General features: G+C 47.4%; 23 protein-coding genes. 7 read left to right on the top strand and 16 right to left on the bottom strand.

The annotated features are described in order from the left end of the window. The first annotated feature begins 16 nt into the window (after window positions 1-16). Genes QMA41_RS21760 through QMA41_RS21750 form a run of 3 tightly spaced genes read left to right on the top strand, consistent with a single transcriptional unit; the run spans window position 17 to window position 2929 of the window. On the top strand, window positions 17-1351 hold the full coding sequence (locus QMA41_RS21760) for a dihydroorotase (RefSeq protein ID WP_281630600.1): 1335 nt from the start codon (window positions 17-19) through the stop codon (window positions 1349-1351). 29 nt (window positions 1352-1380) lie between these two features. Beyond that, window positions 1381-1941: a carbonate dehydratase gene (locus QMA41_RS21755; RefSeq protein ID WP_031342569.1), complete on the top strand. Its 561-nt coding sequence runs from the start codon at window positions 1381-1383 to the stop codon at window positions 1939-1941. After that, the gene (locus QMA41_RS21750) at window positions 1931-2929 is read left to right on the top strand and encodes a GTP-binding protein (protein WP_281630599.1); all 999 of its coding nucleotides are present in this window, start codon (window positions 1931-1933) and stop codon (window positions 2927-2929) included. Before QMA41_RS21755 ends, QMA41_RS21750 begins: the two co-directional genes overlap by 11 nt. A gap of 51 nt (window positions 2930-2980) precedes the next feature. Here the strand turns inward: QMA41_RS21750 and QMA41_RS21745 are convergent, their stop codons facing one another. From QMA41_RS21745 to QMA41_RS21735, 3 genes are all read right to left on the bottom strand, one after another. After that, on the bottom strand, window positions 2981-3850 hold the full coding sequence (locus QMA41_RS21745; RefSeq protein ID WP_281630598.1) for an aspartoacylase: 870 nt from the start codon (window positions 3848-3850) through the stop codon (window positions 2981-2983). Window positions 3851-4137: 287 nt separating this feature from the next. Continuing rightward, complete coding sequence (locus QMA41_RS21740) at window positions 4138-6774, bottom strand: cellulose-binding domain-containing protein (RefSeq protein ID WP_281630597.1); 2637 nt, start codon at window positions 6772-6774, stop codon at window positions 4138-4140. A gap of 479 nt (window positions 6775-7253) precedes the next feature. Next, window positions 7254-8351 carry a YdcF family protein gene (locus QMA41_RS21735; protein ID WP_043010810.1) on the bottom strand — a complete coding sequence of 366 codons (1098 nt, stop codon included), beginning with the start codon at window positions 8349-8351 and terminating at the stop codon, window positions 7254-7256. A 370-nt stretch (window positions 8352-8721) separates the two neighbouring features. Between QMA41_RS21735 and QMA41_RS21730 the strand changes: the two genes are divergently transcribed. After that, the gene (locus QMA41_RS21730; RefSeq protein ID WP_281630596.1) at window positions 8722-10494 is read left to right on the top strand and encodes a DUF1800 family protein; all 1773 of its coding nucleotides are present in this window, start codon (window positions 8722-8724) and stop codon (window positions 10492-10494) included. A 3-nt stretch (window positions 10495-10497) separates the two neighbouring features. Then, entirely contained in the window at window positions 10498-11895 is a 1398-nt protein-coding gene (locus QMA41_RS21725; RefSeq protein WP_281630595.1) for a DUF1501 domain-containing protein, read from the top strand. A gap of 64 nt (window positions 11896-11959) precedes the next feature. Here QMA41_RS21725 and QMA41_RS21720 read toward each other — a convergent pair whose 3' ends face one another. The 3 genes from QMA41_RS21720 to QMA41_RS21710 all read right to left on the bottom strand — a co-directional run bounded on the left by QMA41_RS21720 (window position 11960) and on the right by QMA41_RS21710 (window position 14207). Continuing rightward, complete coding sequence (locus QMA41_RS21720; RefSeq protein WP_277685767.1) at window positions 11960-12550, bottom strand: EF-hand domain-containing protein; 591 nt, start codon at window positions 12548-12550, stop codon at window positions 11960-11962. Between the two features lie 158 nt (window positions 12551-12708). Next, complete coding sequence (locus tag QMA41_RS21715) at window positions 12709-13920, bottom strand: radical SAM protein (RefSeq protein ID WP_019275376.1); 1212 nt, start codon at window positions 13918-13920, stop codon at window positions 12709-12711. A 14-nt stretch (window positions 13921-13934) separates the two neighbouring features. Further along, complete coding sequence (locus QMA41_RS21710; RefSeq protein WP_019275375.1) at window positions 13935-14207, bottom strand: hypothetical protein; 273 nt, start codon at window positions 14205-14207, stop codon at window positions 13935-13937. A 179-nt stretch (window positions 14208-14386) separates the two neighbouring features. On the opposite strand from QMA41_RS21710, the gene QMA41_RS21705 reads away from it, so the two are divergent. Next, on the top strand, window positions 14387-15142 hold the full coding sequence (locus tag QMA41_RS21705; protein WP_281630594.1) for a hypothetical protein: 756 nt from the start codon (window positions 14387-14389) through the stop codon (window positions 15140-15142). A 9-nt stretch (window positions 15143-15151) separates the two neighbouring features. Here the strand turns inward: QMA41_RS21705 and QMA41_RS21700 are convergent, their stop codons facing one another. The 3 genes from QMA41_RS21700 to QMA41_RS21690 all read right to left on the bottom strand — a co-directional run bounded on the left by QMA41_RS21700 (window position 15152) and on the right by QMA41_RS21690 (window position 17178). Next, on the bottom strand, window positions 15152-15568 hold the full coding sequence (locus tag QMA41_RS21700; RefSeq protein ID WP_045987554.1) for a MarR family transcriptional regulator: 417 nt from the start codon (window positions 15566-15568) through the stop codon (window positions 15152-15154). Next, window positions 15556-16470 carry a CDF family Co(II)/Ni(II) efflux transporter DmeF gene (dmeF, locus tag QMA41_RS21695; protein WP_281630593.1) on the bottom strand — a complete coding sequence of 305 codons (915 nt, stop codon included), beginning with the start codon at window positions 16468-16470 and terminating at the stop codon, window positions 15556-15558. The genes QMA41_RS21700 and dmeF overlap by 13 nt, the downstream gene beginning before the upstream one ends. A gap of 99 nt (window positions 16471-16569) precedes the next feature. After that, complete coding sequence (locus QMA41_RS21690) at window positions 16570-17178, bottom strand: LysE family translocator (protein WP_281630592.1); 609 nt, start codon at window positions 17176-17178, stop codon at window positions 16570-16572. Between the two features lie 143 nt (window positions 17179-17321). Here QMA41_RS21690 and QMA41_RS21685 point away from each other — a divergent pair, with 143 nt between their 5' ends. Then, on the top strand, window positions 17322-18332 hold the full coding sequence (locus tag QMA41_RS21685; RefSeq protein ID WP_281630591.1) for a helix-turn-helix domain-containing protein: 1011 nt from the start codon (window positions 17322-17324) through the stop codon (window positions 18330-18332). 67 nt (window positions 18333-18399) lie between these two features. Here the strand turns inward: QMA41_RS21685 and QMA41_RS21680 are convergent, their stop codons facing one another. From QMA41_RS21680 to QMA41_RS21650, 7 genes are all read right to left on the bottom strand, one after another. Continuing rightward, the gene (locus QMA41_RS21680) at window positions 18400-19248 is read right to left on the bottom strand and encodes an ABC transporter permease (protein WP_281630590.1); all 849 of its coding nucleotides are present in this window, start codon (window positions 19246-19248) and stop codon (window positions 18400-18402) included. Window positions 19249-19250: 2 nt separating this feature from the next. Further along, window positions 19251-20531, bottom strand: a complete 1281-nt coding sequence (locus tag QMA41_RS21675; RefSeq protein WP_281630589.1) for an ABC transporter permease — start codon at window positions 20529-20531, stop codon at window positions 19251-19253. After that, window positions 20528-21649, bottom strand: a complete 1122-nt coding sequence (locus tag QMA41_RS21670; RefSeq protein ID WP_281630588.1) for an ABC transporter ATP-binding protein — start codon at window positions 21647-21649, stop codon at window positions 20528-20530. Before QMA41_RS21670 ends, QMA41_RS21675 begins: the two co-directional genes overlap by 4 nt. 120 nt (window positions 21650-21769) lie before the next feature. Next, window positions 21770-22684 (bottom strand): dihydrodipicolinate synthase family protein, encoded by a 915-nt coding sequence (locus tag QMA41_RS21665; RefSeq protein ID WP_281630587.1) that lies wholly within the window; start codon window positions 22682-22684, stop codon window positions 21770-21772. Window positions 22685-22764: 80 nt separating this feature from the next. Continuing rightward, a complete protein-coding gene (locus tag QMA41_RS21660) occupies window positions 22765-23730 on the bottom strand; it encodes an ornithine cyclodeaminase family protein (protein WP_019275366.1) in 966 nt (321 codons plus the stop codon). 45 nt (window positions 23731-23775) lie between these two features. Beyond that, the gene (locus QMA41_RS21655; protein WP_281630586.1) at window positions 23776-24855 is read right to left on the bottom strand and encodes a polyamine ABC transporter substrate-binding protein; all 1080 of its coding nucleotides are present in this window, start codon (window positions 24853-24855) and stop codon (window positions 23776-23778) included. Window positions 24856-25003: 148 nt separating this feature from the next. Beyond that, window positions 25004-26269 carry an FAD-dependent oxidoreductase gene (locus tag QMA41_RS21650; protein ID WP_095561712.1) on the bottom strand — a complete coding sequence of 422 codons (1266 nt, stop codon included), beginning with the start codon at window positions 26267-26269 and terminating at the stop codon, window positions 25004-25006. Between the last annotated feature and the right edge of the window lie 12 nt (window positions 26270-26281).

The following is a 26281-nucleotide window of genomic DNA, read 5'->3' as shown; positions in this document are numbered from 1 at the left end:
GAGTCGGTTCAACGTTATGACCTCAATACTAATTAAGAATGCACACATCGTCAGCGACGGTATCGTGAGTCAAATGGATGTGCGTATTGTCGGTCAAAGAATAGAGAGAATAGAGGCAGATATTGTCGCCACCCCGAGTGACGAAATTGTAGATGCAAAGGGAGGTTACCTACTACCCGGAATGATCGATGATCAGGTGCATTTTCGTGAACCTGGCCTTACACACAAGGGCTCCATCGCTTCAGAGTCACGAGCGGCAGTAGCCGGCGGTATTACCAGCTACATGGAGATGCCAAACGTCAATCCTTCCACGACCACCATTAAAGCGCTCGAACAGAAATACGCGATTGCAGCCCAGCACTCCTGCGCCAACTACGCGTTTTACCTTGGCGCTACCGAGGATAACCTAACTCAAATACAACAGCTGGATCCAACAAAGCACTGTGGCGTAAAAGTGTTTATGGGAGCCTCAACAGGAGACTTGTTGGTCGAGCACCCACAAGCATTAGAGCGAATCTTTGAGGAATCGCCCACGTTGGTAGTAACACACTGTGAGAGTAGCCCTATCATCGCCCAAAACAGCGAAAAATTACGACAATCTCGTTCGGTATTCACGATTGAAGACCATCCGGTACTCCGTGATGATGCCGCATGCTTTGCGTCTTCATCATACGCCGTTTCATTAGCTAAAAAGTACCGCACGCAGCTGCACGTTCTTCACATCACTACGGAAAAAGAACTTTCGCTATTTGAACCAGGGCCCATTCAACAAAAACACATCACAGCCGAGGCGTGTGTACATCATTTGTGGTTCAGCAATCAGGACTACGCTGAGCGAGGCAACCTGATTAAATGCAATCCAGCGATTAAGTACGCCAGCGACCGAGATGCCTTGATCCAAGCCTTGCACACCAATCAGATTGATATCATCGCTACCGACCATGCACCGCATACCTTGTCAGAAAAACAGGTGCCATATGAACAGGCTCCCGCGGGTATGCCATTGGTCCAACATGCCCTACTGAGCTTACTCGATCACGTCGACAAAGGAAGGCTGCGCTTGACTCAGGTGGCCGAGAAAATATCGCACAATCCAGCACTCAGATACGCGATCAAAGACCGAGGATTTATTCGCGAAGGTTACTACGCCGATCTGGTGCTGGTCGACAGAGACAATTCCACCAGCGTCACTCATGACAACAGCCTGTATCACTGCAGCTGGAGTCCATTCGCAGGTCACACCTTTTCGTCGAAGATCCAAAGTACTTGGGTGAACGGCAAGAAGGTATTCGACGGGAAACAAGTGACTTTTGAGCCATCAATCGCCAGTGCCCTGTCGTTCACACGTTAGAAGCAGTTCCTATCCACTGAGATATTAAAATGTTAAGAAGAAACCCAAACGGGCATATGCCTGTCGTCTCCGAAACGGCATTCATTGACCCAACCGCCATCATCTGTGGCAAAGTGATTATTGAAGACAATGTATTTATTGGCCCCTACGCGGTGATACGAGCTGATGAAGTTAACGCGCAGGGAGAGATGGATCCTATTGTCATCAAGCAGGATACCAATATCCAAGACGGCGTTGTGATCCACTCCAAAGCAGGCGCAGCAGTGACCATTGGTGAACGCTCTTCTATCGCTCACCGCTCTATCATCCACGGCCCATGTGAAGTTTGCGATGACGTTTTTATCGGTTTCAACTCGGTCGTTTTTAACGCGACGATAGGAAAAGGCTGTGTCATTCGCCATAACTGTGTTGTTGATGGTTTAGATTTGCCTGAGCAATTTCATGTACCACCAATGACCAATATTGGCGCAGGCTTTGATTTAAGTAGCATTTCTAAAGTCCCGCCTGAATATTCAGCATTTTCAGAGTCCGTTGTCTCTGCCAACCACACCCTTGTGAAAGGGTATAGGAGAATGGCCAATGAGCTCTGAACAACCAATCAAGGCGGTTCCGACAAATATCATTACTGGCTTTCTCGGCGCAGGAAAAACCTCCGCAATCCTCAAGTTAATGCAGCACAAACCGGCTGACGAACGCTGGGCAATTCTGGTTAACGAGTTCGGTGAAATAGGTGTCGATGGAAGCTTGTTTCAAGGCCAACATAATCGAACAGAGCAAGTATTTATTCGTGAAGTTCCCGGGGGGTGCATGTGCTGCGCAGCTGGGCTACCCATGCAAATTGCTCTTAACCAACTACTTACCGAAGCCAAGCCTGACCGTCTTCTCATTGAACCGACTGGCCTCGGGCACCCTAAAGAAGTATTGCAAGTGCTCTCTTCTAAACATTATCAAGAAGTACTGTCTTTACAAAAAACACTCACGCTGGTTGATGCACGGCAGCTGTCTGATGAACGTTACACGCTTCATGATACATTCAACCAGCAGATTGCGATTTCAGACACCATAGTTGGCAGCAAAGTCGATTTATATCAAGGCGATGAGAAACGGCAGTTAGACGCTTATGTGACAAAGCTGGGTGGCTCGGACAAACGAGTGATTTTCGCCGAATTTGGCAATATTCCTTTTGATGAATTTGAGGGGCCTACTTTAGCTAACGAACAAGGCGGTCACCATCACCACCATGGCCAATCAAAACCTATGGCCGCTGACCTACCTATGCCAGAGAGTGGTATCATCAAAGCAGTAAACGAAGGTGAAGGTTTTCGAAGCATTGGCTGGCGCTTCTCACCAGACAAAGTTTTCAGCCGACGAAAACTGGCGTTAATGCTACTTGAACTGAACGTTGAACGTATGAAGGCTGTATTCATAACCGATATGGGCGTTTTAGGCTACAACATGACGTCAGACGGATTAACCGAAGTGATTCTGGATGATGGCTTTGAAAGCCGCGTAGAGTTTATCTCAGACAACCTTGACGATGCGATTGAAGCCCAACTGCTGGCTTGCGTGATAGCCTAATCAACAAAGTCTCAGAGGGTAGACAGTCCGCCTACCCTCTACACATCCACTTTACAATTTTACACGTACTTTTTCGGCCAATGCCATGGCTATATTGCTGGCACAATACGCACTTTCATTGATGAAATGAGGGTACACTTCATTGCTCCCTTGCCAATGCACATCATATCCATTGAACGTGGCAAGGATTGGCTCTCCGGGCTTAACAACTTCAAAGTCTTTCCCGCAAATTGTCGGGTGAACCGTCGCGATACGCATCCCATCATTGTCCAGAGGAAATGCGACGTCTTCTAAGTAACGATATGCATCATACTCGGCACCGTGAACGGTTTTACCTAAGTTGTGTAGTTCAATGAAGTCTAACACTACGGTAAGTAAGTTTTTCATCAGATCTAATGTTTCATAAGTCAAAGCACCGTGTGCTTGCGCACCGACTTCTAACATCACACCATACTGTCCAACCGAACATAAGTAGGGCTGCTCATGCCATGGTTTACGATCTTCAAATAGTATATTGGCACTGGGCATGCGGAGTTTCACGTATGACCCCATTTGATTGTAAAAAGGATCATCTGACAGCAGGATCAGCGTTGCGCCCATGTTGCTGGTCGTGTTGTGTAAATCAATAATCAGTTGGTTTCGCGCATCTCCATATCGTTCTGAAAATTTTGTGGCAAGTTCAGACTCCTTTGACTCTGAAGCTCTAGGTAATGTCTTTGTTGAAAACTCGCGGTTTAAATCATATTCAACGAAACGAACACGACGCTCTACCGCCTCAGGGTTACCTACTACATTGTTAACCTCAAACGTTGATCGGTCGGCAGGGTAATGTCCATCTCTGATCAGCTTATGGAGATAAAGGCCTGTTAGCTCATTACCATGAGTGCCTGCCACAAGAAGCACTTGGTTTATTTTCGGCATAAATTGACGTCCTAAGTTAAATATAATGCAACAAATGAAACGTTATAACATAACAATTTAATATTCGCGACTCGATGAGAATGAGAGAAACGTAATCTTGATATTAAACCGGGACACCCAGCAACAGTCCCCCCATAGGGTTAACCAATACTGGATAGGCGAAGAAGTAATACCAGTAGCAATATAAAATCAGTGGGTAGAAGCTAGAGATGGGTATAAAAATGGCTCCCTTTCATTGGGAGCCATTTGTTGTGAAGGTATCAGCTAAGGGTTACCCCCAAGCACCTTTACTGAGGGTTAAGACCAAGAGTTTGTAGAACAAGCTTGAAGTTATCTTGTCGCTCTTTAATCGCGTGAACTTCACCACTCACCGGACAAGTGTGATCCGGACAACCTCGGTTGACGATACCGGATACTGCATCAATAAACTCAGTACCTTGCAAGCCACCGTCTACATACTTCTTCAACTCAGTGTGATAGTTCCAGTGTGCGTATGGACCACCTTCATCGTTGTACGCTTGTACCGAGGTTACCCAATAGAACAAGCCCGCAATCCACTTGATCTCTCTATTCTCTTCCGAGCTACAAATCAGCCCAGGGTTAGAACAGAAATCAAGGTCAGCATAAAGTGGGTTAGCAGGTGGTGCTTCTACCGTAACCCCATTCACTGTTGTACCGACGGTATCAGGGTCTACGTGCGAACGGCCCATGAAGTGGTTCAATGTACCGAAGTTCTGACGGCCTGTGGTTTGAATAACACCACGGCCCCACCAACCACATCCTTGGACAGTACCGTTAGTATCAGTGCCGTCCCAAATAAACGAGCCTGCTTTTTGATCAGCGTAGACTTTACATTCATCACGCTCCCATACCTGTTTCGACGTATCGACAACAGTTGGCACTTCATTACAGTGACCGCTGTTCGTCCAGCGCCCAACATTACCGTTCACTAACAGTCCTTGCTCTTCCAACACCGAGTCCGGAGCTGCGAAGATAGGGGCAGGTGCACCATACCACTTGGCATTGGTTAGTGCGCTCACTTCCATCTTCGGATCACGAGGACAAGAGTATGGGTGATCCTGACCCGTCACCGGATCCATACCATAGTCAGCATACTTCTGACCTAGCTGACCACAGCTTGCAGTCATAGGGTAGTTAACAGGTGCACCGTATCTCACTTCAGACCAGTTGTTTTCATCACAAGCATTGTAACGAATCGTCTCTTGCATACTCTGCGACAAGAATGCAGCAATGGCGACTTTGGCATAAATAGTATTCGTTGCATCATCTGCCACGTCATCCAACAGCCAGAAGGTATTCCCTGCTACACCAACGTTGTGCATAGAGTTAAGGCCCGCTAAGAAATCAGCCCACTTGTACACCGTTGAAGGAATCCACTGTGATTGAGGTGTTTCAAACAGGAATGCTTGGTTGTTCATTGCTGTTTCTGCACTGGCTAACTCATTGTTCAATGAATCAATGCGAGTTAACGGCCCATTCGTGACACTTTCTCCAGCATAATAAAGCGGAACAGTGGCGCTTTGGTAGCGAGCAATTTTATCACTCAAATCCGCCGTATCAGTATCAAACGAAATGGCGAAGATATTGCTGTGTGCGGCCTTACGAATATGGCGGTCACCATTCGTATTCCCCAAGAAGTAAGACGCGGTTTGCGTGGTAGGAAGGGAAGACAGCAGTGCTGGCGTTTGGAGATAATCAGTTACTTGTTTGACGTATTCCAAAGCGTAATGCCACTGCTCATCAGTAAGAGCAGGCGATGTGCTTGATTTGGTGAAAGCAACAAAGTCTGCTTTGGTCAACGACTCAGCTTTATACAGTTCAAAGCTAGACAATAAATCGGACGTTGCGCCTGACGCTGCATTCCAAACCGCTCTGCGACCAGAGTGAGTATCGTAAACAAAATCACCGATACTTAATGTCCAACCGAACGTGGCTTGAGGCGCAAGTGTTGAGATAACCAGATTGTACGCCTGAGCCCAACCTTGTGCATCGTCACTTAGCACATTGATATCATTGATATCAATTTGGCTACCTGTCGCATCAACAGCAGCAGTAAGCGCTTGCTTAACCGCGATGGCACCTAATGCTTGGCCTTTGTCTGCAGTCGCAGCATCCAGTACATCACTATTGATAATGACCGATGTTGAACCCGCAACTTCTACTGCTTGAATAAGAGATACAAACGCATTAGTTAACTTCGTTGTATCAGAGAGATCCGAGCTACCGATAGTATCGATCACTAGCGTCGCAGGTGCATTCAATGTCGCAGGGCTAGTCACGACAAAATTGCTTGGCCACCCGCTCACTTCAAGACGCACAGGGTCCATTGGATTTGGTAGTGACAGTAACGGTGCCGTACCCGGAGGTGTACTATCACAATTCAGGTGATGTCCCCAACTATCATCGCTACCAGGAACAGAAGCAGTCCACCAATTCGCTTTATAAGCGACATTGTCGTTCACCATGATGTCCCCACCATTCGCATGATCTCCACGCGTCCAGTTCGGATACACATTGAATTCAACACATAAGTCATCAACTGGTCCGGGGGCAGGATCTGGGTCTGGCGTCGGATCTGGGTCCGGTGTCGGATCTGGGTCCGGTGCCGGATCTGGGTCCGGTGTCGGGTCTGGGTCCGGTGTCGGGTCTGGGTCCGGTGTCGGGTCTGGGTCCGGCGTTGTATCACTGATCAATTTCCACGGCGAGTCCCATTCATTTGGATACTCATCCGTTGGGCTTTGACCAGCGTTAGCCCACCACTTGGCTTCATATGTCTTCCCATCAATTGTGACTTGTGAGCCACCGGAGTAGGCCTTGGTTGAGTCATAAGGTTCCGCCGCATATAAACTGCCGCTTAAAACAATACACGCCAACGTAGTCGCTATCTTGTTCATCCTAAACATAAGTTTACCTTTAAGTTAATTTTATATTGTTTACTTCACGCTTGAATAAGGTTTTTAGATTCACTAATCAGATAAATAATGATCTAAAAATAAGCTAGCACTTTCCAACCTAATTATCTGGTCAATACGCTGTATTCGTGTCGTTATGCGGCTAATATCACGTCGATTTAGCTATTTCATGCCTAGTTAGTTATCGAGTTAAAATAACTTATGTACGCGTTAAAGTAGCTATTTACAGAATGAAATTTGGGGTAAGGGATAGGTAAAATTTAGTTACAAAAGAGGGTGTATTTTGAAATGTAAGTAACTCAATATATTGAATTTATTTCAGTGTCTCTGTTTGTCCGATTATGATAAGCGGGCAAGTCTATTGGCGGATCACTATGGTCCAGTAATCGCAGGCAAGCCTTGGTTCTGCATGAATGGCTCACAGCTATCCAAGGCTACTGATGTAGCCTTGGTGTTTTATATAAGGTGACTTAGCGTGATTCAAGTGGGTAAGAACGGTAACTCCACATACCGTAAGTTCGTAGAGCATCTCGGTAAATACCCAGCAGCTCGCTATCGCTAGCCTTTGCCAGCTCTTTTAGCGGTTTGTCTGGGTAGCCTACCGTGTCGAACGTAATACCTTGCGGGCCTGTTTGCCAGCTTGCCACTTCAAACAGAGTCTGCCCACGTCGTACGTGGCTCGCAGAGCTGATAATAGTGGCGTGTTTGATGCCATGACGAGCCAAAGCGTAACTGCTGAACAACGCATTACCGACTGTGCTGGTCGCATAGTTTTCTTCAATGATGCGATCTTTACTTACACCTTTAGAAATCAACCAATCTGCCATGAGTTTGCCTTCCGTTTTATGGTTCTTTGGCACCCCGCCCGTTAACACAATTAATGCATCAGGGTTGGCTTTCGCCATAGCTAACGTTGTTTCTAGGCGTTGAATCAAAATTTCATGCATCGAGCCATCTGGATTTAGTGCGTAGCCCAAAGTCACAATTGCCCCTTTGTCATCCAGCTTACCTTTGTCCGCTGAGTCTTTCAGCGGTGTCGCCAACACGCGATCTACGGTTTCAAAGAGACGAGTAATGTCAGCCGCTTTGCCTGCATTTAATGTATTCAGCTTTTCCATATGCTTGCTTGATTCAGCATCATTGCCTTTAAAGCGTTGCCAAACGGCTAAGTAGGCATGCAAATCAACATCATCAGGCGCCACTGCCAAAGCTTGTTCAAACAGTTCAATCGCTCGGTCAACATTCTTGTTGTAGATCTGCGCATTCGCGGCCGAAATGAGCAAATCGGTACGGTAAGGCTCAAGCTCATACGCTTCCAGAAGTCGATTCGTAACGATTTCCATATTGCTTGGCATTTTTGCCGTAAAACCAGCGTGTGAGATACGCGCTGGTGACTTAAATGCAGTGACTGCATCTGCCAACAATTGATCCACCACTTGGCGTTTAGTGACGAACTGCGCGTAGTCCGTTGACGCTTGAACCGTCGCGTCGTTCGCAGCCAAAGAGTAAGGAGCAGCAGTAAGCGCCAGCGCGCCACCAAGAGCAAGGGCAATGATGTTCTTTTTCATGTAGAGGTCCTGATGTTGTTATGTTCGAACTGTGTCGATTAATTTTTTCGCAGTGTAAATTTACTCCCCAGCAAAACCGTGAACCAATACGCATTTCATGCTTATGGCATTGATAAGGCTTTGAAAAAGCGAATTAAGATCACAAATCAACAGCATAAATAAATCCACACGGTTAATAATTTCACCCTATCAAATAACTTGTTATAGGCAACCCATCTGTTGTTATTGAGATAACCAAAAGTTAACCCATCTGTTTTTATCATTCGATCTTACACTGAAAAAGAAGGACGAATTGGAGTCAGGTTTCGCAGTGCTACGTTATCCAACGTGACCTTGTTGGCTCCAGCGTTATCAACACAAGGACAATCTGATGAAGCACACCAAACAGCAGGTCAGTCGATTCTTAATGCAAGCCACACTTGGCGCGGATCAAAAGCTTATCGACTCTGTCTCTCAACAAGGGATCGAAAAATGGTTGGCGAACGAGTTCAAATCAACGCCCTCTCTAGGTCACTCATATGAGTCAACTACTCGTGAGATCTGGCAGTATTTCAGAAGCAAGCTCGTCAATGCCCATGGTCAAAGAGCGATAGATGGTGATGGCAACAATCCAGCTTTGCCGTACAAGTGGTATTTCCATATGGCTTGGTGGCAAAAAACGCTGGAAAACAACGAAAATCTGCTTCGTCATCGGGTCGCACAGGCACTGAGTGAAATTCTGGTTATTTCCGACAACTCTGTACTTGAGTTAGATGCGATTGGTATGGCGAGCTATTACGATCTGCTCTACAAACACGCTTTTGGCAGCTACGCTGACTTACTCTATGACGTCTCCATGCACCCATGTATGGGGGTCTACCTTAGTCACATGAACAATCGTAAAGCCGATCCTTCACAGCGTATCCATCCTGATGAAAACTACGCACGTGAGATCATGCAGCTGTTTTCAATTGGCCTCTATCAGCTCAATCCTGATGGCACTCGTAAAACTAACCAACATGGTCATCCAATCGCTACCTACGACAATCGAGATATCAAAGAACTCGCCCGAGTCTTCACTGGCCTCAAAGCAGTGAGTTATCAGTTTGAGTGGGAAAACAGTTTTTGGAGTAAAGATTACAACGGTTACCAAGTCAGCTTTGAAGACGGTATCGACAAGCGCTACAAAACTATCCCATTTGTGAATATGACTCAGCCAATGGAAGTTGAAGAGAGCTATCATGACAGACAGGAGAAATCATTGCTCAACGGACACATCTTGCTGCGCAGGAATACTTCTGCTCAACAAGAAATTCGCACTGTAGCAAATAAACTGGTCTCTTACCCGAGTACGGCACCGTTTATCGCGACTAAGCTCATTAACCAGTTGGTGACTTCCAACCCCAGTGCAGAGTACGTCGAAGCCGTAGCCGTTGCGTTTGGTCCACAGGGTAACCTCAAGAATGCCATTCACGAGATCCTGACATATCCACTCAAGCACCCGGTGGGTAAAGTGAGATTTCTCAGCGCAGCCGTTGAACATAGCACTCTGGTTCAATCGCAAAAACTGAAATCTCCTGTACTTCGAGTCACTCAGCTCTTACGGGCATTTAATGCCTCTAACCAGTCAAATAAATTGTGGGTGATTGGTGATGACATTGAAGATCAACTAGAGCAACACCCGCTTTCCTCTCCTACCGTGTTCAACTTCTACAAACCGAGTTACACACCACATGGCCCCATTGAAGACAGTGGACTGGTCGCGCCGGAGTTTGAGCTGCATAACTCGGCCACGTCCATCGCTTATGTCAACTACATGTACTACTGGCTCTTTGGTGGCTATTTGCCTGCGGTCAGTACCGAGATAAGTCGCCAGCCGGGTATTCATAACGTCGCTGAGCTGGACATCGAAACTCTTCAGGCGAACAAAGCGAATCGCCTTAAACTCAACTTTGCTAAGTACATTGGCAAAGCACAAGATCCTTCAAACCACAGCGCTCTCATTGATGAAATCAGCCTACTGTTGACGGGGAAAACCCAGTTAAGTATCAAGCCGCAAATTCTGTCTTCGTTTGCTGTATACAAAGATCAGCCAGAATGGGTGGTTCAAACCATCGTATTCTTCATTGCAATTTCATCTGAATTCACGGTGCAGGAGGCGTAAACCATGGGTATTTCAAGACGACAATTTATTAAATCATCCACCGCCGCTTCTGCCTGCGCAGGGCTGATGCTTGCTGGCACCGCGCCGGTTTATGCCGTGCCTAAACCAGTCAAAAACACACTTGGTAACATCAAACCAGCAAAAAAAGCACTGGTGTTCATCATGCTTGATGGTGGCAACGATTCTTACAACATGCTGGTTCCCACCTCTGAACGTCACTATCGTGACTACCAAACATCGCGCAGCAATCTGGCGTTAAACAAGAACGAACTTCTTGCCCTGAGTGGCTACAAGGATGCTCAAGGGAGGCGTTTTGGTCTTCACCCCAGCATGCCAGAAGTGCAGCGACTGTTTGATACCAACAAGCTCGCTTTTGTGGCTAACACTGGCCCTATGATCAAGCCGATTGAAAAATCACAGTTTTACAGCGGGAATGTGCCTCTGCCGCTTGGTTTGATGTCCCATTCTGATCAGTTCAAACACTGGCAGACAGCTAGACCAGGGGAGCGTATCAACCGTGGCTGGTTTGGCTATTTCGCAGATGCCCTTCAATCCAATAAACCGATTGAAGCGATTCCGATGAACATCTCACTCGCTGGCAGCAACATCATGCAAAACGGCCTGCAGTCCGCGCCTTATTCGATCACGGAATCTGGCAGCGTTGGGTTAATCATTAATGAGAGCCCAACCGAGCTCAACAAGTTGCTGCTGGATAACTTTGAGAGCAGCCTCAATCAGAGCTACCTCAACGATCCTTTTAAACAAAGTTATTTGGCCATCACTCGCGAATCCCAAGCTCAGCACGAAATCTACCGTAAAGCAGTTGAGGGGATCAGGGTTAAAACGACCTTCTCTGATTCGCCGTTGTCTAAAGAGCTACGCAAAGTGGCTCAGTCAATTAAGGCGGCCGACAACCTCGGCCACCAGCAGCAAACCTTTTTCCTGCGCTACATTGGCTGGGACCACCATGATGAACTGCTGAACAACCACGCCAGCATGCTCGCCATTCTGAGTAAGGCTCTTGGGGAGTTTCAACGCAGCCTTGATGAATTGGGAATTGCCGAACAAGTCGTGACGTTTACCGGCTCCGACTTTGGCCGCACACTGACCTCCAACGGTAACGGCACCGACCACGGTTGGGGTGGCAATACGATAGTGATGGGCGACGCGGTTAATGGCGGTAAAGTATACGGCGACTACCCTTCTCTGACATTAGGGGACAAAAACCCGCTGGATGTCGGGGATGGCGTGCTGATACCCACCACGGCCATTGATGAGCTCTACGCAGAGCTCGCCCGTTGGTTTGGCGCCAGTGAAGAACAGCTTCATCGCTTACTGCCTAACCTCAAAAATTTCCGGATTAAAGGTGAGAAAGATAAACTATCCGGATTGCTGAAATAGCAATCTAGATAGGAAAAAAACCACCAAGTATGGTGGTTTTTTGTTTTTGTCATGCATCACAGCGTTATCTGAGATGCTCACCAATGTACTCTTGGTAGCTCAACTTTTTGTCCGCATTGTTATCCAGGTAATCAAAGGCATACGCAGCGTATTGATTGAGATTTTGGTAGTACTCCTGCCAATATTCCATGTCCGCTTTACACTCAACCGGAATGTTGGCATCAGCGTATTGCGTCTTCAACTTCTCAACATACGCATTGGCTTGTTTCAGATATTCGTCCTTGCCTAGAAACTTGTCGCTATTGGTGTCCGCCTTGTCAAACGACGCTTGCCAATAGGCGTTGTAAATCACAGTACCTTGCTTGGTGAATTCTGATTTAGAAACCTGACTGTTGCCATCTTTATCCAGTTGTTTAAATGTTTTGACCAACTCAGGCTCGGCGACCTGTAACGTTTTCTCAGAACACACTTTGGAGAGTCCTTGATTCCAATGTTCTCCTTCCGCATCCACGCCACCATTTTTAAATTCTTGAATATTCAAAGATCCGTTTTTATCGGTATCAAAGTAATCGAACATTTCATCAACGGCAGGCGCAGCGATAAGGTTAAAACTCAGCAGGGGTAACGGTAAGTAAACGGCTTTATGTAAGTGCATATCAGTTCCTTTTAATCGTGAATACCGAGCCAGTATAGAAAGCGGAACGTAAACGAATGGTTAACACGTAGAGATGATGAATAAGGTAGAGAATAAACAAAAAAAACCCGTCTGAGTGACAGACGGGCACCTAAGTTTGGCAGTTAAACAAAGAGAAATTAATTCAGCCAGTACTTCATTTTGTCGATGAAGCTCGTATTCTTATTCCAGATCCAGTAGATACCTTCTTCCAATTCGCTTTCGGTCATGTTTTTAGGTCTATAGACGGGATGACTTCCGTCATATTTGGACCAGTCTTTGGTCAAAATACGTCCTTCTTCGTCCAGCTTTTTGAAAGTCTCGGTTCCCGGAAAAGGAATCATGTAATGTGGAATCACTTTATCGACTTTAATGTCCTTCACAAATGCTTGAGTCTGCTTAAAAATCGTCGAATCATGCTCATCAAAACCAAACAGAAAATCGCCCCACACTTCAATGCCATGACGACGGATTTTGGCGATGTACTCCTTCATTTTTTCTGGTTTCACGAAGCCTTTCTTTTGCGCTTTTAAAGCTGCTTCAGACGGGGTTTCAATCCCGAGTAATACCGCTTTAAAACCGGCTCGGCTCGCAGCAGCCAAGAGCGCTTCATCACGTGCAATCAGCACCGTTGTCTCACCGTAAAAATTCATTTTGAGTGGCTCCAACGCAGCAAACAGATCCATGGCGTACTGTCTATCATGAGTCAGATTGTCTGAATGCAGTTCCACCCACTCGACACCCAGCGTTTTTAGCTGCTTCACTTCTTCCACAATGTGGGCGATGGGCCTTTGTTCAAACTTGTTAAAGAATCGAGGAACCAAACAGAAATTGCACTTAAAAGGACAACCCCGGGTGACAACCACCGACCACGTATAATCGTAAACCGATGGTGGAATTATGTCGGTTGGATATGGATTCAAACAGCTCAAATCAACAGGTTCGTTGCTTTGATACTGAGCCTTAAGTTGCCCGAGCTCTGCATCATTGAGCAGCTGAACCCAGTAGTTCTCCACTTCACCAAAAATTAGGCTGTCCGCGTATTCAGCTGCTTCTTCAGGATTGAACTTGGTATGCAAGCCACCCAAAACCACCCACTTACCTTGCTGACGATAATGCGAAGCCAGCTCATAAGCTCGATATGCGTCTGGGGTCGACATAAAAATCACTACCAAATCCGCATCGGGAGAAGAATCTGCTTTCATTCCAATGGTTTCGTCCACCATACCAATCCCATACCATTTCGGTGTGGCCGCGGCGGCAGCAAAGATGTTCTGCGGCGGCCCACCCGTTTCGGCTTTGTATTTGGAGTAATCGCTACCAGCAGATGCTTTAACCAGATAGATATTCATCGTTCCCCCTCAACTCACAGACGGTAAAAGAAATCAAAAATGTTCTTATCCATGAAGAAATACAACGCGCCCATTGCCAGCCAGCTCAATACGATAATCCAGAACAGAATTGGATTTTTCTTCAGCTCGATCCGTTCGACAAAGTAAGCTTCTTTTGAGCGGAAATTCTCCCAGCTCCAAAACACACAGAACATTCCCCAGACGAAAAACAAGTTCTGCTTTAGGGCGATCACCGCCATCAGTAAAGCCAGAATGGTTTTCCATCGCTCGGGAATAAAACGCTGCATAAAGCCTCTCACAAGTAACAAATTCAGCGGTGTTCTGCTTCAGTACGAGTAGCTTACTAAGCTAAGGGTTAACTTTTGGTTACCAGATGAGAACCGCTTCACGAATCATTTGGCTGCTCTCGCATAGGTCAGCCTAGCGATATAGTCTGATAATCTAGCTTTAAATACAGGGATTTGAGATGGCACTTCCTCCAGCGCTAAAACATGGCTCACTCACCAAGTTTCGAGATGACCTCTATTGGATACAGGGGTGCGTAAAACTCAAAGCACCTCACCCTAAGTTCGGCCCGCTTACCATGCAGTTCAGCCGCAATATGACCATCATTCGTGACAATGATGAGCTGACACTGGTGAACTCTGTCCGATTAGATGAACAGACACTGAAAGAGCTGGAAACCTTAGGCGAGGTTAAGCACGTTGTCAGACTGGCGGCATTTCACGGAATGGATGACCCTTTTTATCAGCAGCGTTACGGTGCCACTATGTGGTCGGTGGATGCGCCCTACTTTCATGGCGTTAATCCGAATCAAGCTGACAGTCGTTACTTCACTCCTGACGAAATTCTCTCTGTGGATCATCTGCCTCCGCTAAAAGGGCTGCGCTATTTTGAAATTGGTTCAGGGAAGCTCAACGAAGGGCTGTTTTGGCTCGAAAGGGATCAAGGTATCGCCATTGCCGGAGACAGTCTGCAAAACTGGACGGAGCCGGATGCGTTCTTCAACCTTACCGCCAAGTTTATGATGAAGAAAATGGGGTTCTTTGCCCACGCAGGGATTGGGCCGGGCTGGATGCAGGCCGTAAAACCCAATTTGAGTGAGCTGAATGGCTTTTTTGACTGGTCGTTTGAAGCCCTTATTCCTTCTCACGGCAGCCCGATAGAGGCAGGAGCCAGTGAAGCCTATCGTGCCAGTGTGAAGAAACTGATAGAGAAATAGAAACGGGAACTAGAATTCCTGATTCATTTTGCTCAGGCATTCTAGAAGCATCTCAGACTGCTCATCGCTGATATGTCTAGTCAGATCCTTGACTAACGCTAGGTGGAGCTGGTTGTGATGCTGATAAATTTCATCGCCTGCTTCCGTCAACTTGACGACAATCGCGCGGCGATCTTCAGGGTGGTCACAACGCTCAATCAGGTTAGCTTTTACCAGTTTTTCAATCTGTACCGTCAAGGTGCCTGTGGTAATCCCCAGCTTTTGCGCCAACTCTTTCATCCGCAGTGCACCAAAACTCCCCAGCACTTCAATAGTATGAATTTGTGCCAGAGAGTAACCCGTTTCTTTGACGACGGACTGCTCCCATGAGGACATTTTGTCGTAGAACTCGGTAAGTGTTTGGTTAAGTAACTCTAGGTTGCGCATAGTTTCGCTGGATGAACTTCAAGGGTCAGGTGATGAATCTTATCAAACTTCGCCAGCATTTGTTTATAGTCTGATAAGGATTTGTCTGTGAATGACTCAATCGCAATCGCTGCCGAGTAATGATCACCGCTGATTTTCCACATATGGAAATCTTTTACCAGAGCGAAGCCCGCCAGCTCAGATTCAATTTTTTCTCTGTAATCTGGCTCAACACTTTCATCGAGTAACACTGGGCTGGTCTGGTGAATCAACCCAAAAGTCCATTTACCAATGACGATGGCACCAACAATACCCATGACCGCATCGAGCCAGTTCCAACCATAGAATTTACCCATAAACAGAGCAACAATGGCCAGTACGGAAGTGAGGGCATCCGCCAACACATGCATGTAAGCAGCTCTTAAGTTGTGATCATGGTGATGTTCATGCTCGCCATGGTGGTGATGGCCGTGATCATGATGATGCCCATGAAGTAGAAGCATACTGGCGACGTTCACCAACAAACCGATCACCGCGACCATAATGGCTTCATTGAACTGAATCGCTTCCGGGTTAAACAGTCGGTGTACAGACTCCACAACCATGAGCAAAGCGACAATACCAAGAGCAATGGCGCTGGTGTACCCACCAAGTACACTAACTTTGCCTGTACCGAACGAGAATCGAGCGTTGCCGGCATTTTTCTTCGCATAACGATAGGCAAACAGAGTAATACAAAATGCCGCGGCGTGAGTCCCCATATGCCAGCCGTCAGCCAACAGTGCCATCGAGCCATAAACCGTACCTGCCACAATCTCAGCCACCATAGTCGCCAATGTCAGCAATAGCACGTAAAACGTCCTCTTCTCCCCTTGCTGGTTGTGTGAAGAAAAATCGTGATGATGTTCAGTGGCAAATTTCAAAATGGGACCTTTAGTTTGATTATCAAATTATTTGAAAATCAATTTAGTTTGACTATCAAGCAAAGTCAACACTAAAAGTGCGCCAGACCACTCTCTCAATCATATGAACGGTAACGTGCAGCCAAATAAAACAAAAACGCCGCCACTGATACGATTGAACGTGCCACCGTGGTTATGAAGAAAGCTCTGCATATGGTGCGCGAGCAGTACATAACCATACTCAACCGCAAATTCCACTACGGCAAAAGTGACGACTAAGACGAGGATTTGTTGCGCCAATGGCTGTGCTGGGCCAATGAACTGGGGCAAAAACGCAACGTAGAACAACAATACTTTGGGATTGGCCACTGCTGTAAAAAAACCACGTCGAAACAGACCTTTAGTCGCTTGAGCGTCATTCTCTTCATCTTCATTTTTAGTCAGCGTGCGCGTTCTCACCAGCCCAATGCCCAACCAGATCAAGTACAACGCACCTGCGACCTTCAAACCATTAATGACAGCGGGAGAAAGTATGGCTAAGGCGCCGACACCAATGCTGGCAATCAATATCAGCCCGACAAATCCGGTAATGCCGCCAAGCACCGTATATTTCGCGGCACGGCGACCGTAATTTACCCCGTGAGTCAGGGCGAGAATGCCATTTGGGCCGGGGGCTAAGCTCACCCCAATCACTGCTACCAGATAGACAAGCCACATCTCAAATTGCATTACGTTCTCCCATTCATTGTTAACTTGATAGCCTGACGATAGCGTCAATCTTGTATTGTGACTTGGTAAAATTTGGACGTAATAAGTGAAAATATTACTTGGTCGTTTATAGTGGTAGGAAGATTGCTTAGCGGAATACACTCATGATCACCACTCCGAAAGTTCGATTTTTAATCTTGCCCTGCGAAAGCTTTTCCCTGCTGGCATTAGGAGGGTTTATCGACAAACTGCGCTTTACCGCAGACGAAGCCGATCTGAGTGAACAGAAACTGTGTTCGTGGACAGTGGTAGGCCATGAGCATCGCCAGCTTGCCAGCTGTGGCATTCATATCGAAGTCGATCACCTGATCGATGACATAGAGCTTCAACACTTTGATTATTTGGTTTTGTTTGGCTCACGCACCGCCAGACAAGCTCATCAATGTGCCTCCCTGTATGCAAGTTGGTTGCGAAAAGCCGCCGCTCACAACATTCCGCTGGTTGCGATTGATAACGCAACCTTTACCCTTGCCGAGCTTGGCTTACTTGAAGGGTACGAAGCAACGATCCACTGGCGCCACGAACAAGAGTTTCGTGACCTGCACCCTAAGATACAGGTGCACTCAGACCGATTATTCAGTTTTGATCGCAAGCGAATTACCTGTAGCGGTGGTAGTGCCAGTGTCGATCTCGCGGCGGAGATCCTCTCGCGTCAATTTGACAAATCTCGTGCGCTGAAAGGCCTAGCAGACATGCTGATTGATGAGAGCCGAGAACCATTCCACCAGCTTCGTTCAGACAAAGATGAGCAATATCATCACCCCATTATTAACCGAGCTATCCGAACCATGCGACAACAACTGGATAAGAAGCAGACCATTGAACAGATAGCCGATTCAGTAGGCCTGAGTCGACGCCAGTTAGATCGCCTATTCGAGGCCCAAACTCAGCAGAGCGCGCATCAGTACTGGCTTGAAATGAAGCTTCAGTATGTCTACTGGCGACTGCTCAACTCCAGTACACCACTGACCACAATCGCCGATGAAGTAGCGATCTGCGATACCAGTTATCTGAGCAAACTGATAACAAAACGCTTCGGCGACTCACCGAGTCACATCCGCTCAGGTAGAAAAAATAACGCCCTGGGACAAATCAGGGCGTACAGGGAAAGTTAGAGGCGCAAAGTTCACCGTTAAAACTCGTCACTCACCTCATAAGAATCCTGCAAAGTATGGAATCGTATTATTCGGTAATTCCGCGAATTCGGGCATTGCGCCTGCGTAACATTTCCAATGTCAGCAACAGCAGAACGGACATCAAAATCAGCAAGCTGGCAACGGCCAGAATGGTTGGGCTAATTTGTTCTCGGATACCTGACCACATCTGACGAGGAACGGTTCTTTGTTCAACACCAGTGATAAACAGTGCCACCACCACTTCATCAAACGAGGTCCCAAACGCAAACAGGCCGCCGGAAATCATTCCCGGTCGAATCAGCGGAAACGTGACGTGGCGAAAGGTATAAACCGGACTCGCGCCCAAACTGTAAGCGGCTCTCACCAGTGAATGATCAAACCCACTAAGTGTAGCGGTCACGGTAATCACCACAAAAGGCGTCCCAAGTGCCGCGTGAGCAAGAACGATTCCGATGAAGGTTTGAGATAAGTCGAGCCGAGTGTAAAAGAAGTACATCGCGGCAGCGGAAATGATCACCGGAACAATCATCGGCGAAATCAAAAATGCCATGATGGTATTGCGAAACGGAACATTGTTAGCTGCCAGTCCCATCGCAGCCAAAGTACCGAGCGCGGTCGCGACCAAAGTGGCGCAAACGGCTATCAAGGTACTGTTCTTCAGCGCCGACAGCCACTTACTGTTGGTAAACATATCCGCATACCAACGAACTGAGTACGCGTCTGGATCGAGATTGAGCATGCCTTCCGTAAAAGTGAAGTAAGGCGTCGCGTTAAACGATAACGGCACAATGATCAAAATAGGCGCAATCAGGAACAAGAAGACGAGTGTGCAAAACAGCAAGTAACCCCAATAGCCGATGCGCTCGGTTTTGCTGCAATATACAGGTAACGCCATGATCAACCTCCAACCTTAATGTTATTGATGCCAACCACGCGGTTAAACAGATAGAACAGTGCTAGAACCACGGCAAGCAGCAAGCCTCCCAACGCCGCCGCCATGCCCCAGTTCAAAGAGGTTTGCATGTGGTACGCAATCATATTGGAAATCATCTGCCCACTGCGCCCACCGACCAGAGCAGGAGTAATGTAGAAGCCAATCGACAGAATAAATGTCAGTAACGCGCCAGCCCCAACGCCCGGCATCGTCAGTGGCATATACACTTTGACAAAAGCTTTTGCGGGCGTCGCACCCAGAGAGCGCGCAGCACGAAAGTAGCTCGGACTGATACCTTTCATCACGCTATACAGTGGCAAAATCATAAACGGAAGCAGAATGTGCACCATTGCCACAATAGTGCCGAAGGTATTGTGGATCATGGCAAGACGTTCAGTTGCAATGCCCGACCATAACAAGAGATCGTTAATCACACCTTGATTTTGCAGTAACACAATCCACGATGTCGTCCTCACCAATAGTGAGGTCCAGAAAGGCAATAGCACCACAATCAACAGCAAATTGGCCTGCTTGTCAGGGAGATTCGCCAGCAGGTAAGCCACCGGATACGCCATAACCAAACAGATAATGGTGATCGCCAGTGACATACCGAAGGTTTTGGTAAACAGATCGACGTAAACCTGTCGAGTTTCTGGTTGCTGAACGACCTGACCTTGCTCATCAAAACGCAGGTCTAGCGCCGCCAGATAATAGCTTAGGGTGTAAGGCTGACTAAGGTTCTTGATTGTCGCCCAGTATTGCGGTTTTGCCCAGCGTCTATCCAGCTTGGTTATTTCTTGAGTTGTTTGAGGAAGGCTTTCCATCTTGCTCAGCTTACGACCGGATTTCATCAGCAGGCTACGCATCCCAGAGACTTCGATGTTCATACGATTCGCCAGTTTGGGCAACGATTTATCCTGATATCGCACCAGCAGCTCGCTCATAAAGGTTTGCTGAATTTCAAGAGGAGGCACCTGCTGATAATCCCAACTCTCCATCGCCTCCACGGTTTGAGGAAAGGCTTTCGGGATGGCGTGATTATCGACACTGCGATACAACATTTCGATGATAGGAAAAGCAAACGTCACGCAGATAAAACAGACCAAAGGAAGAATGAGTAAAAGGGAGCGGATCTGTTTATGGCGTTCAGCACGTTTTAGCTGGGATCTAAGATCATTGTTTGAGCGCGAGAGCTTTCTCTGCAATGCGAGTACCGAGCCCAAACCTGTCAGTTCGCGACTCATGCGGCTTCTCCTTCCACTCTCAGCGGCTCTTGGCCATCAAGCGCATGGCAATCGTGACTATGCCAACCCAACTGGCAAGTTTGTCCGGGGGTAAAACTGCGGGCGTGACGGCTATCGTTAGGCACCTTTACAATCAGCTCACCCATCTCATCCACATCAATGACTAGTCGGTAATGATCGCCGTGATAAATCAGCTCGCGCAGCAGACCTGAGACATGGTTGTCGCATTCTGTTTGTTCGGGTTCTACCATGATCTTTTCAGGACGAATGGACAAGGTTGTTTGCTGATACACTGCCGATACTTTCACCGCTTTTGCGTGTATCTGGTGGCCCCCGACCTCCACTTGGCAAATATCCCCTTGAAGCGATATCACCTGCCCTGTTATCTGATTATTCTCACCAATAAACTGCGCCACAAACGCATTGCTGGGAGCTTCATAAAGCTCAGATGGTGATGCTAACTGCTGGACAGCCCCATGATTGAATACGGCTATCCTGTCCGACATCGTCAGCGCCTCATCCTGATCATGGGTCACGTACAGCACAGTAATGCCAAGTTTCTCATGCAGGCGTTTAATCTCTAGCTGCATTTGCTCCCGAAGCTGTTTGTCCAATGCCCCCAGAGGCTCATCCATCAGCACCAGCTTAGGTTCAAACACTAATGCTCGCGCTAAGGCCACACGCTGCTGCTGACCACCAGACAGTTGCTTGGGGTAACGGGTCGCAACGTGTTCCAGTTCCACCATTTGTAAAGCGGTAGCCACTTTTTGCTCAATCTCTTTTTCACTCATATGGCGAACCTTGAGCGGAAAGGCGAGATTCTCGGCAATGGTCATATGGGGAAACAAAGCGTAGTTCTGAAACACCATGCCAATGTCCCGCTTGTGCGGCGCAAGGTTATTCACGGGTGTTCCATCAATATAGATTTCGCCGCGTGTCGCGGTTTCAAACCCAGCTAACATCATCAGGCAAGTTGTTTTGCCTGAGCCTGATGGGCCAAGCATGGTGACAAACTCACCGGGCTTTATCGACAGGTTGAAGTCCTTAACCACCAGATTCTCGCCATCATACGTTTTCTGGACATGCTGAAAACTGACGTATTCCTTTTGCGCAGTCATGATTTATCCCTTTGGTTGCTGTAAATGCGAAAGCAATCCAGCTAAGTAAAGGGTTTAACATCTTCATAAGCCGCTTACGTAACTGGATTAAATGGGCGGTTTAAACCGCCCAATTTAGAGTTAAAGTTGGTATTTAGTCAGGTCCGGACGCGTAGCAATGGCGTGCTCAACCATAGCGATCACTTTGGCGCGCTCTTCTCCTTTTAGATTCTGTCGAGGTGCTCGAACCTGCTCGGATCCGCGGCCGCAAACCTGTTCAGCCAATTTAATGCACTGAACCAGAGTCGGAATCGTATCCAGACGCAACAAAGGCAGGAACCAGCGGTAAATTTCCAGCGCTTCCGCGTAGCGCCCTTGGCTGGCTAACTTATAGATCGCTACCGACTCTTCTGGAAAAGCATTCGTCAGACCAGAGATCCAACCGGTAGCGCCCAGCATCAACGACTCTAGTGCAATGTCATCTACGCCACTGAACACTGTGAATCTGTCATCAAATCGATTGTAGAGCTCGGTAATGCGGCGGGTGTCTGTCGTTGACTCTTTTACCGCAACAATGCTGTTGTACTCAGCAAGTTTCTCCATCAAATCTAGGTTAACGTCAACGCCGTAAGAGACCGGGTTGTTGTAGATCATGATGGGCATTTCCGGAGTCGCTTGCGCTAAAGTGGAATAGTAATCGACCGTTTCACTGTCTGAAGTACGGTACACCATGGCAGGCATCACCATACAACCGTCGATTCCTATCTTTTGTGCATCCTGCATGTAATCAATTGATGCTGATGTAATAGACTCCGCAGTGCCCGCAATCAGGGGCACTCGACCTGCAACCACTTCGTGTGCTGCTGCAAGCACCTGACGTTTTTCTTCCGGGTACAGCGCACAGTTCTCACCCACGGTTCCAAGGCAGATAATGCCATTGACACCATCATTAATCTGATTGTCGATCACCGTTTGTGTCGCATCTAAATCAATGCTCTGATCTTTGCGAAACTGAGTACTTACTGCCGGGTATACACCTTTCCAATCTACGTTCATCAATAACCTTCCACTTGTATATTGTATGCAATTTAAAATAGCGGCCGAAACCACGTGATGAGTAGTCATGCCACTCAGAGTTAAAAAACCTGTTTCTGCGTTAAAACAAACTTCACAGCAGCCAAATCCGCCAGCGCACTGCCCACGGATTTATAGAGTGTGATTTGCTGTGAGTCTTCGCGGCCAACATGGCGCCCACTGCACAGTTCAGGCAGTTCCGCACTTATCTGTTGCTCACTGAAGACACCTTCTTCAATAGGGATCAATAGGTCGCCGGCTTCCGCCAGTACGTTGATTCTGCTGTCGACAAACACTGTGGAGCGAGTGACCGCTTGCGTATCACACTCTCGTTTGTCTTTGTCGTGGTTGCCAATCAGATCGATGTGTGTGCCAGCTCGAACATTGCTTCCATTAAACAGCGGCTGACTCGCGCCTGTTACACACGTCACCATATCCACTTCACTCAGCGCTTGATCAACGGAGTCAACCACTTCAACACTAAAACGTTTTGAATCAGGCAACGCTTGATATTCGCTAGCGGATAAAATCTCATCCATCGTTTGACGAGCTTTTGCTTCATCGCGTCCCCAAACCAATACCTTGCTCAAAGGTCGTACTGCTGCGTACGCCCACGCCATGTATGGGGCGAGATTTCCAGTGCCGCAAATCAGCAGCCTGCTTGCATCTTGTCTGGCCAGATAATCCGCCGCGAGCGCTGACGCCGCCGCTGTGCGCCAGAAGGTCAACACTTTGCCATCGAGTAGCGCAAGCGGCTCACCGTTAGCGCGATCAAAAGCGAGAATTTTCGACGCCAGACTGTCTTTGCCTTGCTCAGCATTGTTAGGGAAATACGTGAACGCTTTAACGGTGATCAGCGACTCGCTCCATGCAGGAAGCAGAGCAAATGCGTCATAGCTACCGTCTTCAAGCGGCATCACTCGACGCTGCGGAATGGTTGCCTGCTCAGTGTAGGTTTGGCGCATCGATTCGATAAGTCCTCGCATCGAAAGACAATTGACGATTTGCTGCGCGTCGATATTAATCATAGATCCTCCAGAAATGGTCAGAGGCCACAGCCTCTGACCTGCACGTTAGTTAAGTAGCCAAGTATTGAACTCTTCGTTGAGTTCATCGGCATAGTCAGACCACCACTCATCATCGATCAAAAAGGCCGTTTTAAAGTTGTTTGGTGCGGTTGGCAGGCTGGCTAATATCTCTGGGCTGATCTGCGCAGAGGATGACTTGCGGGTTGGGCCATAAGCGACGTACTTCGCTTGATCGGCCAATGGCTTAGTCCCGGAAGAAAACTTAATGAAATCTAGGGCTTGTTGGGTATTCGGGCTGCCTTTTGGAATCGCCCAACCATTCATATAACCAAGTTGATGATCCCAGATGATTTTGAACGGCTGGCCTTCTTCTTCTGTCGCACTATGGATACGACCATTAAACGCTGATGCCATGATCACTTCTTTATCAGCCAACATCTGAGGCGGTTGTGCGCCTGTCGTCCACCAAACCACGTAAGGCTTGATGCTATCAAGTTTGGCAAATGCGCGGTGTCGGCCTTCGCGAGTCTCCAGCATCTGGTACACATTTTCCGGCTTTACACCATCGGCAATCAGTGCCCATTCCAAATTGCCCTGTGGCATTTTTTGTAACGCACGTCGGCCTGGGTATTTTTGCAAGTCGAAAAGATCCACTAGCTTGGTAGGCGCCGACTTACCTTTGAATGCATCTTCGTTAATGGTAAGCACTGTAGATACGACGATGGTATTCACTGCACACTCATGGATCGCACCGGGAATAAAATCCTCTTGCGCTGGAGTACCATCTGCGCCCGCTGGCAAAATGCTTGGATCAACGGGTTCGAGCAACCCTTCCGCACAACCGCGAACGATATCGGGTTTATCCAAAGACACCAGATCCCAACGAACGTTATCCGCTTCTACTTGGGCTTTGATTTCCGCCAAGCCGCCACTGAAGTCTTCGGACACCAGTTCGACCCCAGTTTTCTCAATGTATGGCTTGTGATAGGCCTCCACCTGACTCTTTGTAAACGCGCCTCCCCATGAAACGATCGTCAACTTATCCCCCGCCACGGCAGAACCAGCCGTACCTAACAGCGTTATGGCTATCAATAAAGCCAGTGGTGTAAATGTCTTGCTTGACATGATGTTGTGCTCCTTTGTTGTTGTCTTATCAGGTTTAACCCGAATTTTTCAGACGCCTGAATACCGCTGTTAGGCACCAAATTCACATTAACTTTTTATTAACATAATACGACAGTATATTTTATACAATATTAAATTTTAAAATTTTTTAGCCAAATCGATTTAGGCAAAATGGCGCTAAATTTATATGTGGTTGCTCGCCACGATGAAGTTGAACAATTAAATCTGCAGTCACCGCCGCTTGAGTCAGCCCCAGATGTTGATGACCGAAAGCAAACAGCATTTTTCCGTTTTTCAGGCTGTCGATGACAGGTAAAGAATCCGGTAATGAAGGTCGATTTCCCATCCAGGATGTTCCTGTATTTTCCAGATTACATTCTGGATTAAGCACCGATTTCGCGAGATCTTTTAGCATGGTTGCGCGGCGCATATTGGCTGGTGAATTCAGGTCGGCATACTCGACAGTACCCGCTAATCTCAACCCATTCTGCATGGGCGTCATGATGAACTTTCTGTCGGCTGAGCTCACCGGAAACGGCAGAGTTTTCGCCAGATCTGGCATCATTAGATGGTAGCCGCGTTCCGCTTGTAGTGGCACTTTTATTCCCGTCATTTGCTTAACCAGGGAAGCGGATTCTGCCCCTGTGGCAACAATGACCTTATCAAAACTCTGCGAACGTTCCTGAACAGTGACGACAATTTTCTCGTCCTTTTCTTGGATGTTTTCGACCTCCCCTTTGCTCCACTCCCCCAATAAGCCTTGAAAGTAAGACTTAAGCTCAACGCACATATCATAAGGGCTCAAGCTATGTGAGGTTTTTGGAAAGAACACACCGTGATTCACCGAGTGAGAAAGTTTAGGCACTTTTTCTCGTACCGTATTTCTATCCCAAACCTGATAACTCACTCCTTGCTCATCCATGGCATTCAAAGTGGATTGGTAAGCCGAAAATAGCTGAGAATCTTCGAAAACAAGTAGTGAGCCTTCATCCACAATTAGATGACTCAGCCCAATCTCTTCTAACAAGCGTTGCCAACTTTCCATCGCCGAATGATTGAGTTCAGTTAATGCTTGAGTCGCGTGTTCAGTGGCTGATTTTCTCGCTTTCATCAGAAAGCGAATCATCCATGGCAGCGTTTTGTGGATGTCTTGAAAACGGATAGAAACCGGACTTGATGGGCTCAATAACATCTTAGGAAGTTGCGGGATAAGTGCCGGTGTTGCTAATGGAAAAATTTGCTCCGTTGCGAAGTGGCCAGCGTTGCCTTTGGAGCATCCTTCTCCCGCATTGTCTTTTTCAAATATCGTGACTTTTTCGCCATTCATTTGCAGCTTGAGCGCAATACAAAGTCCAATAATACCACCACCAATGACCGCAATTTTTTGCGCTTGTGAGGAATTTTTGTTCACCATTTATTTTGCTCC

The sequence above is a fragment of the Vibrio sp. St2 genome (genome assembly GCF_947311885.1).
GTDB lineage: Bacteria > Pseudomonadota > Gammaproteobacteria > Enterobacterales > Vibrionaceae > Vibrio > Vibrio coralliilyticus.
This window is presented reverse-complemented; position numbering and strand designations above follow the sequence as displayed.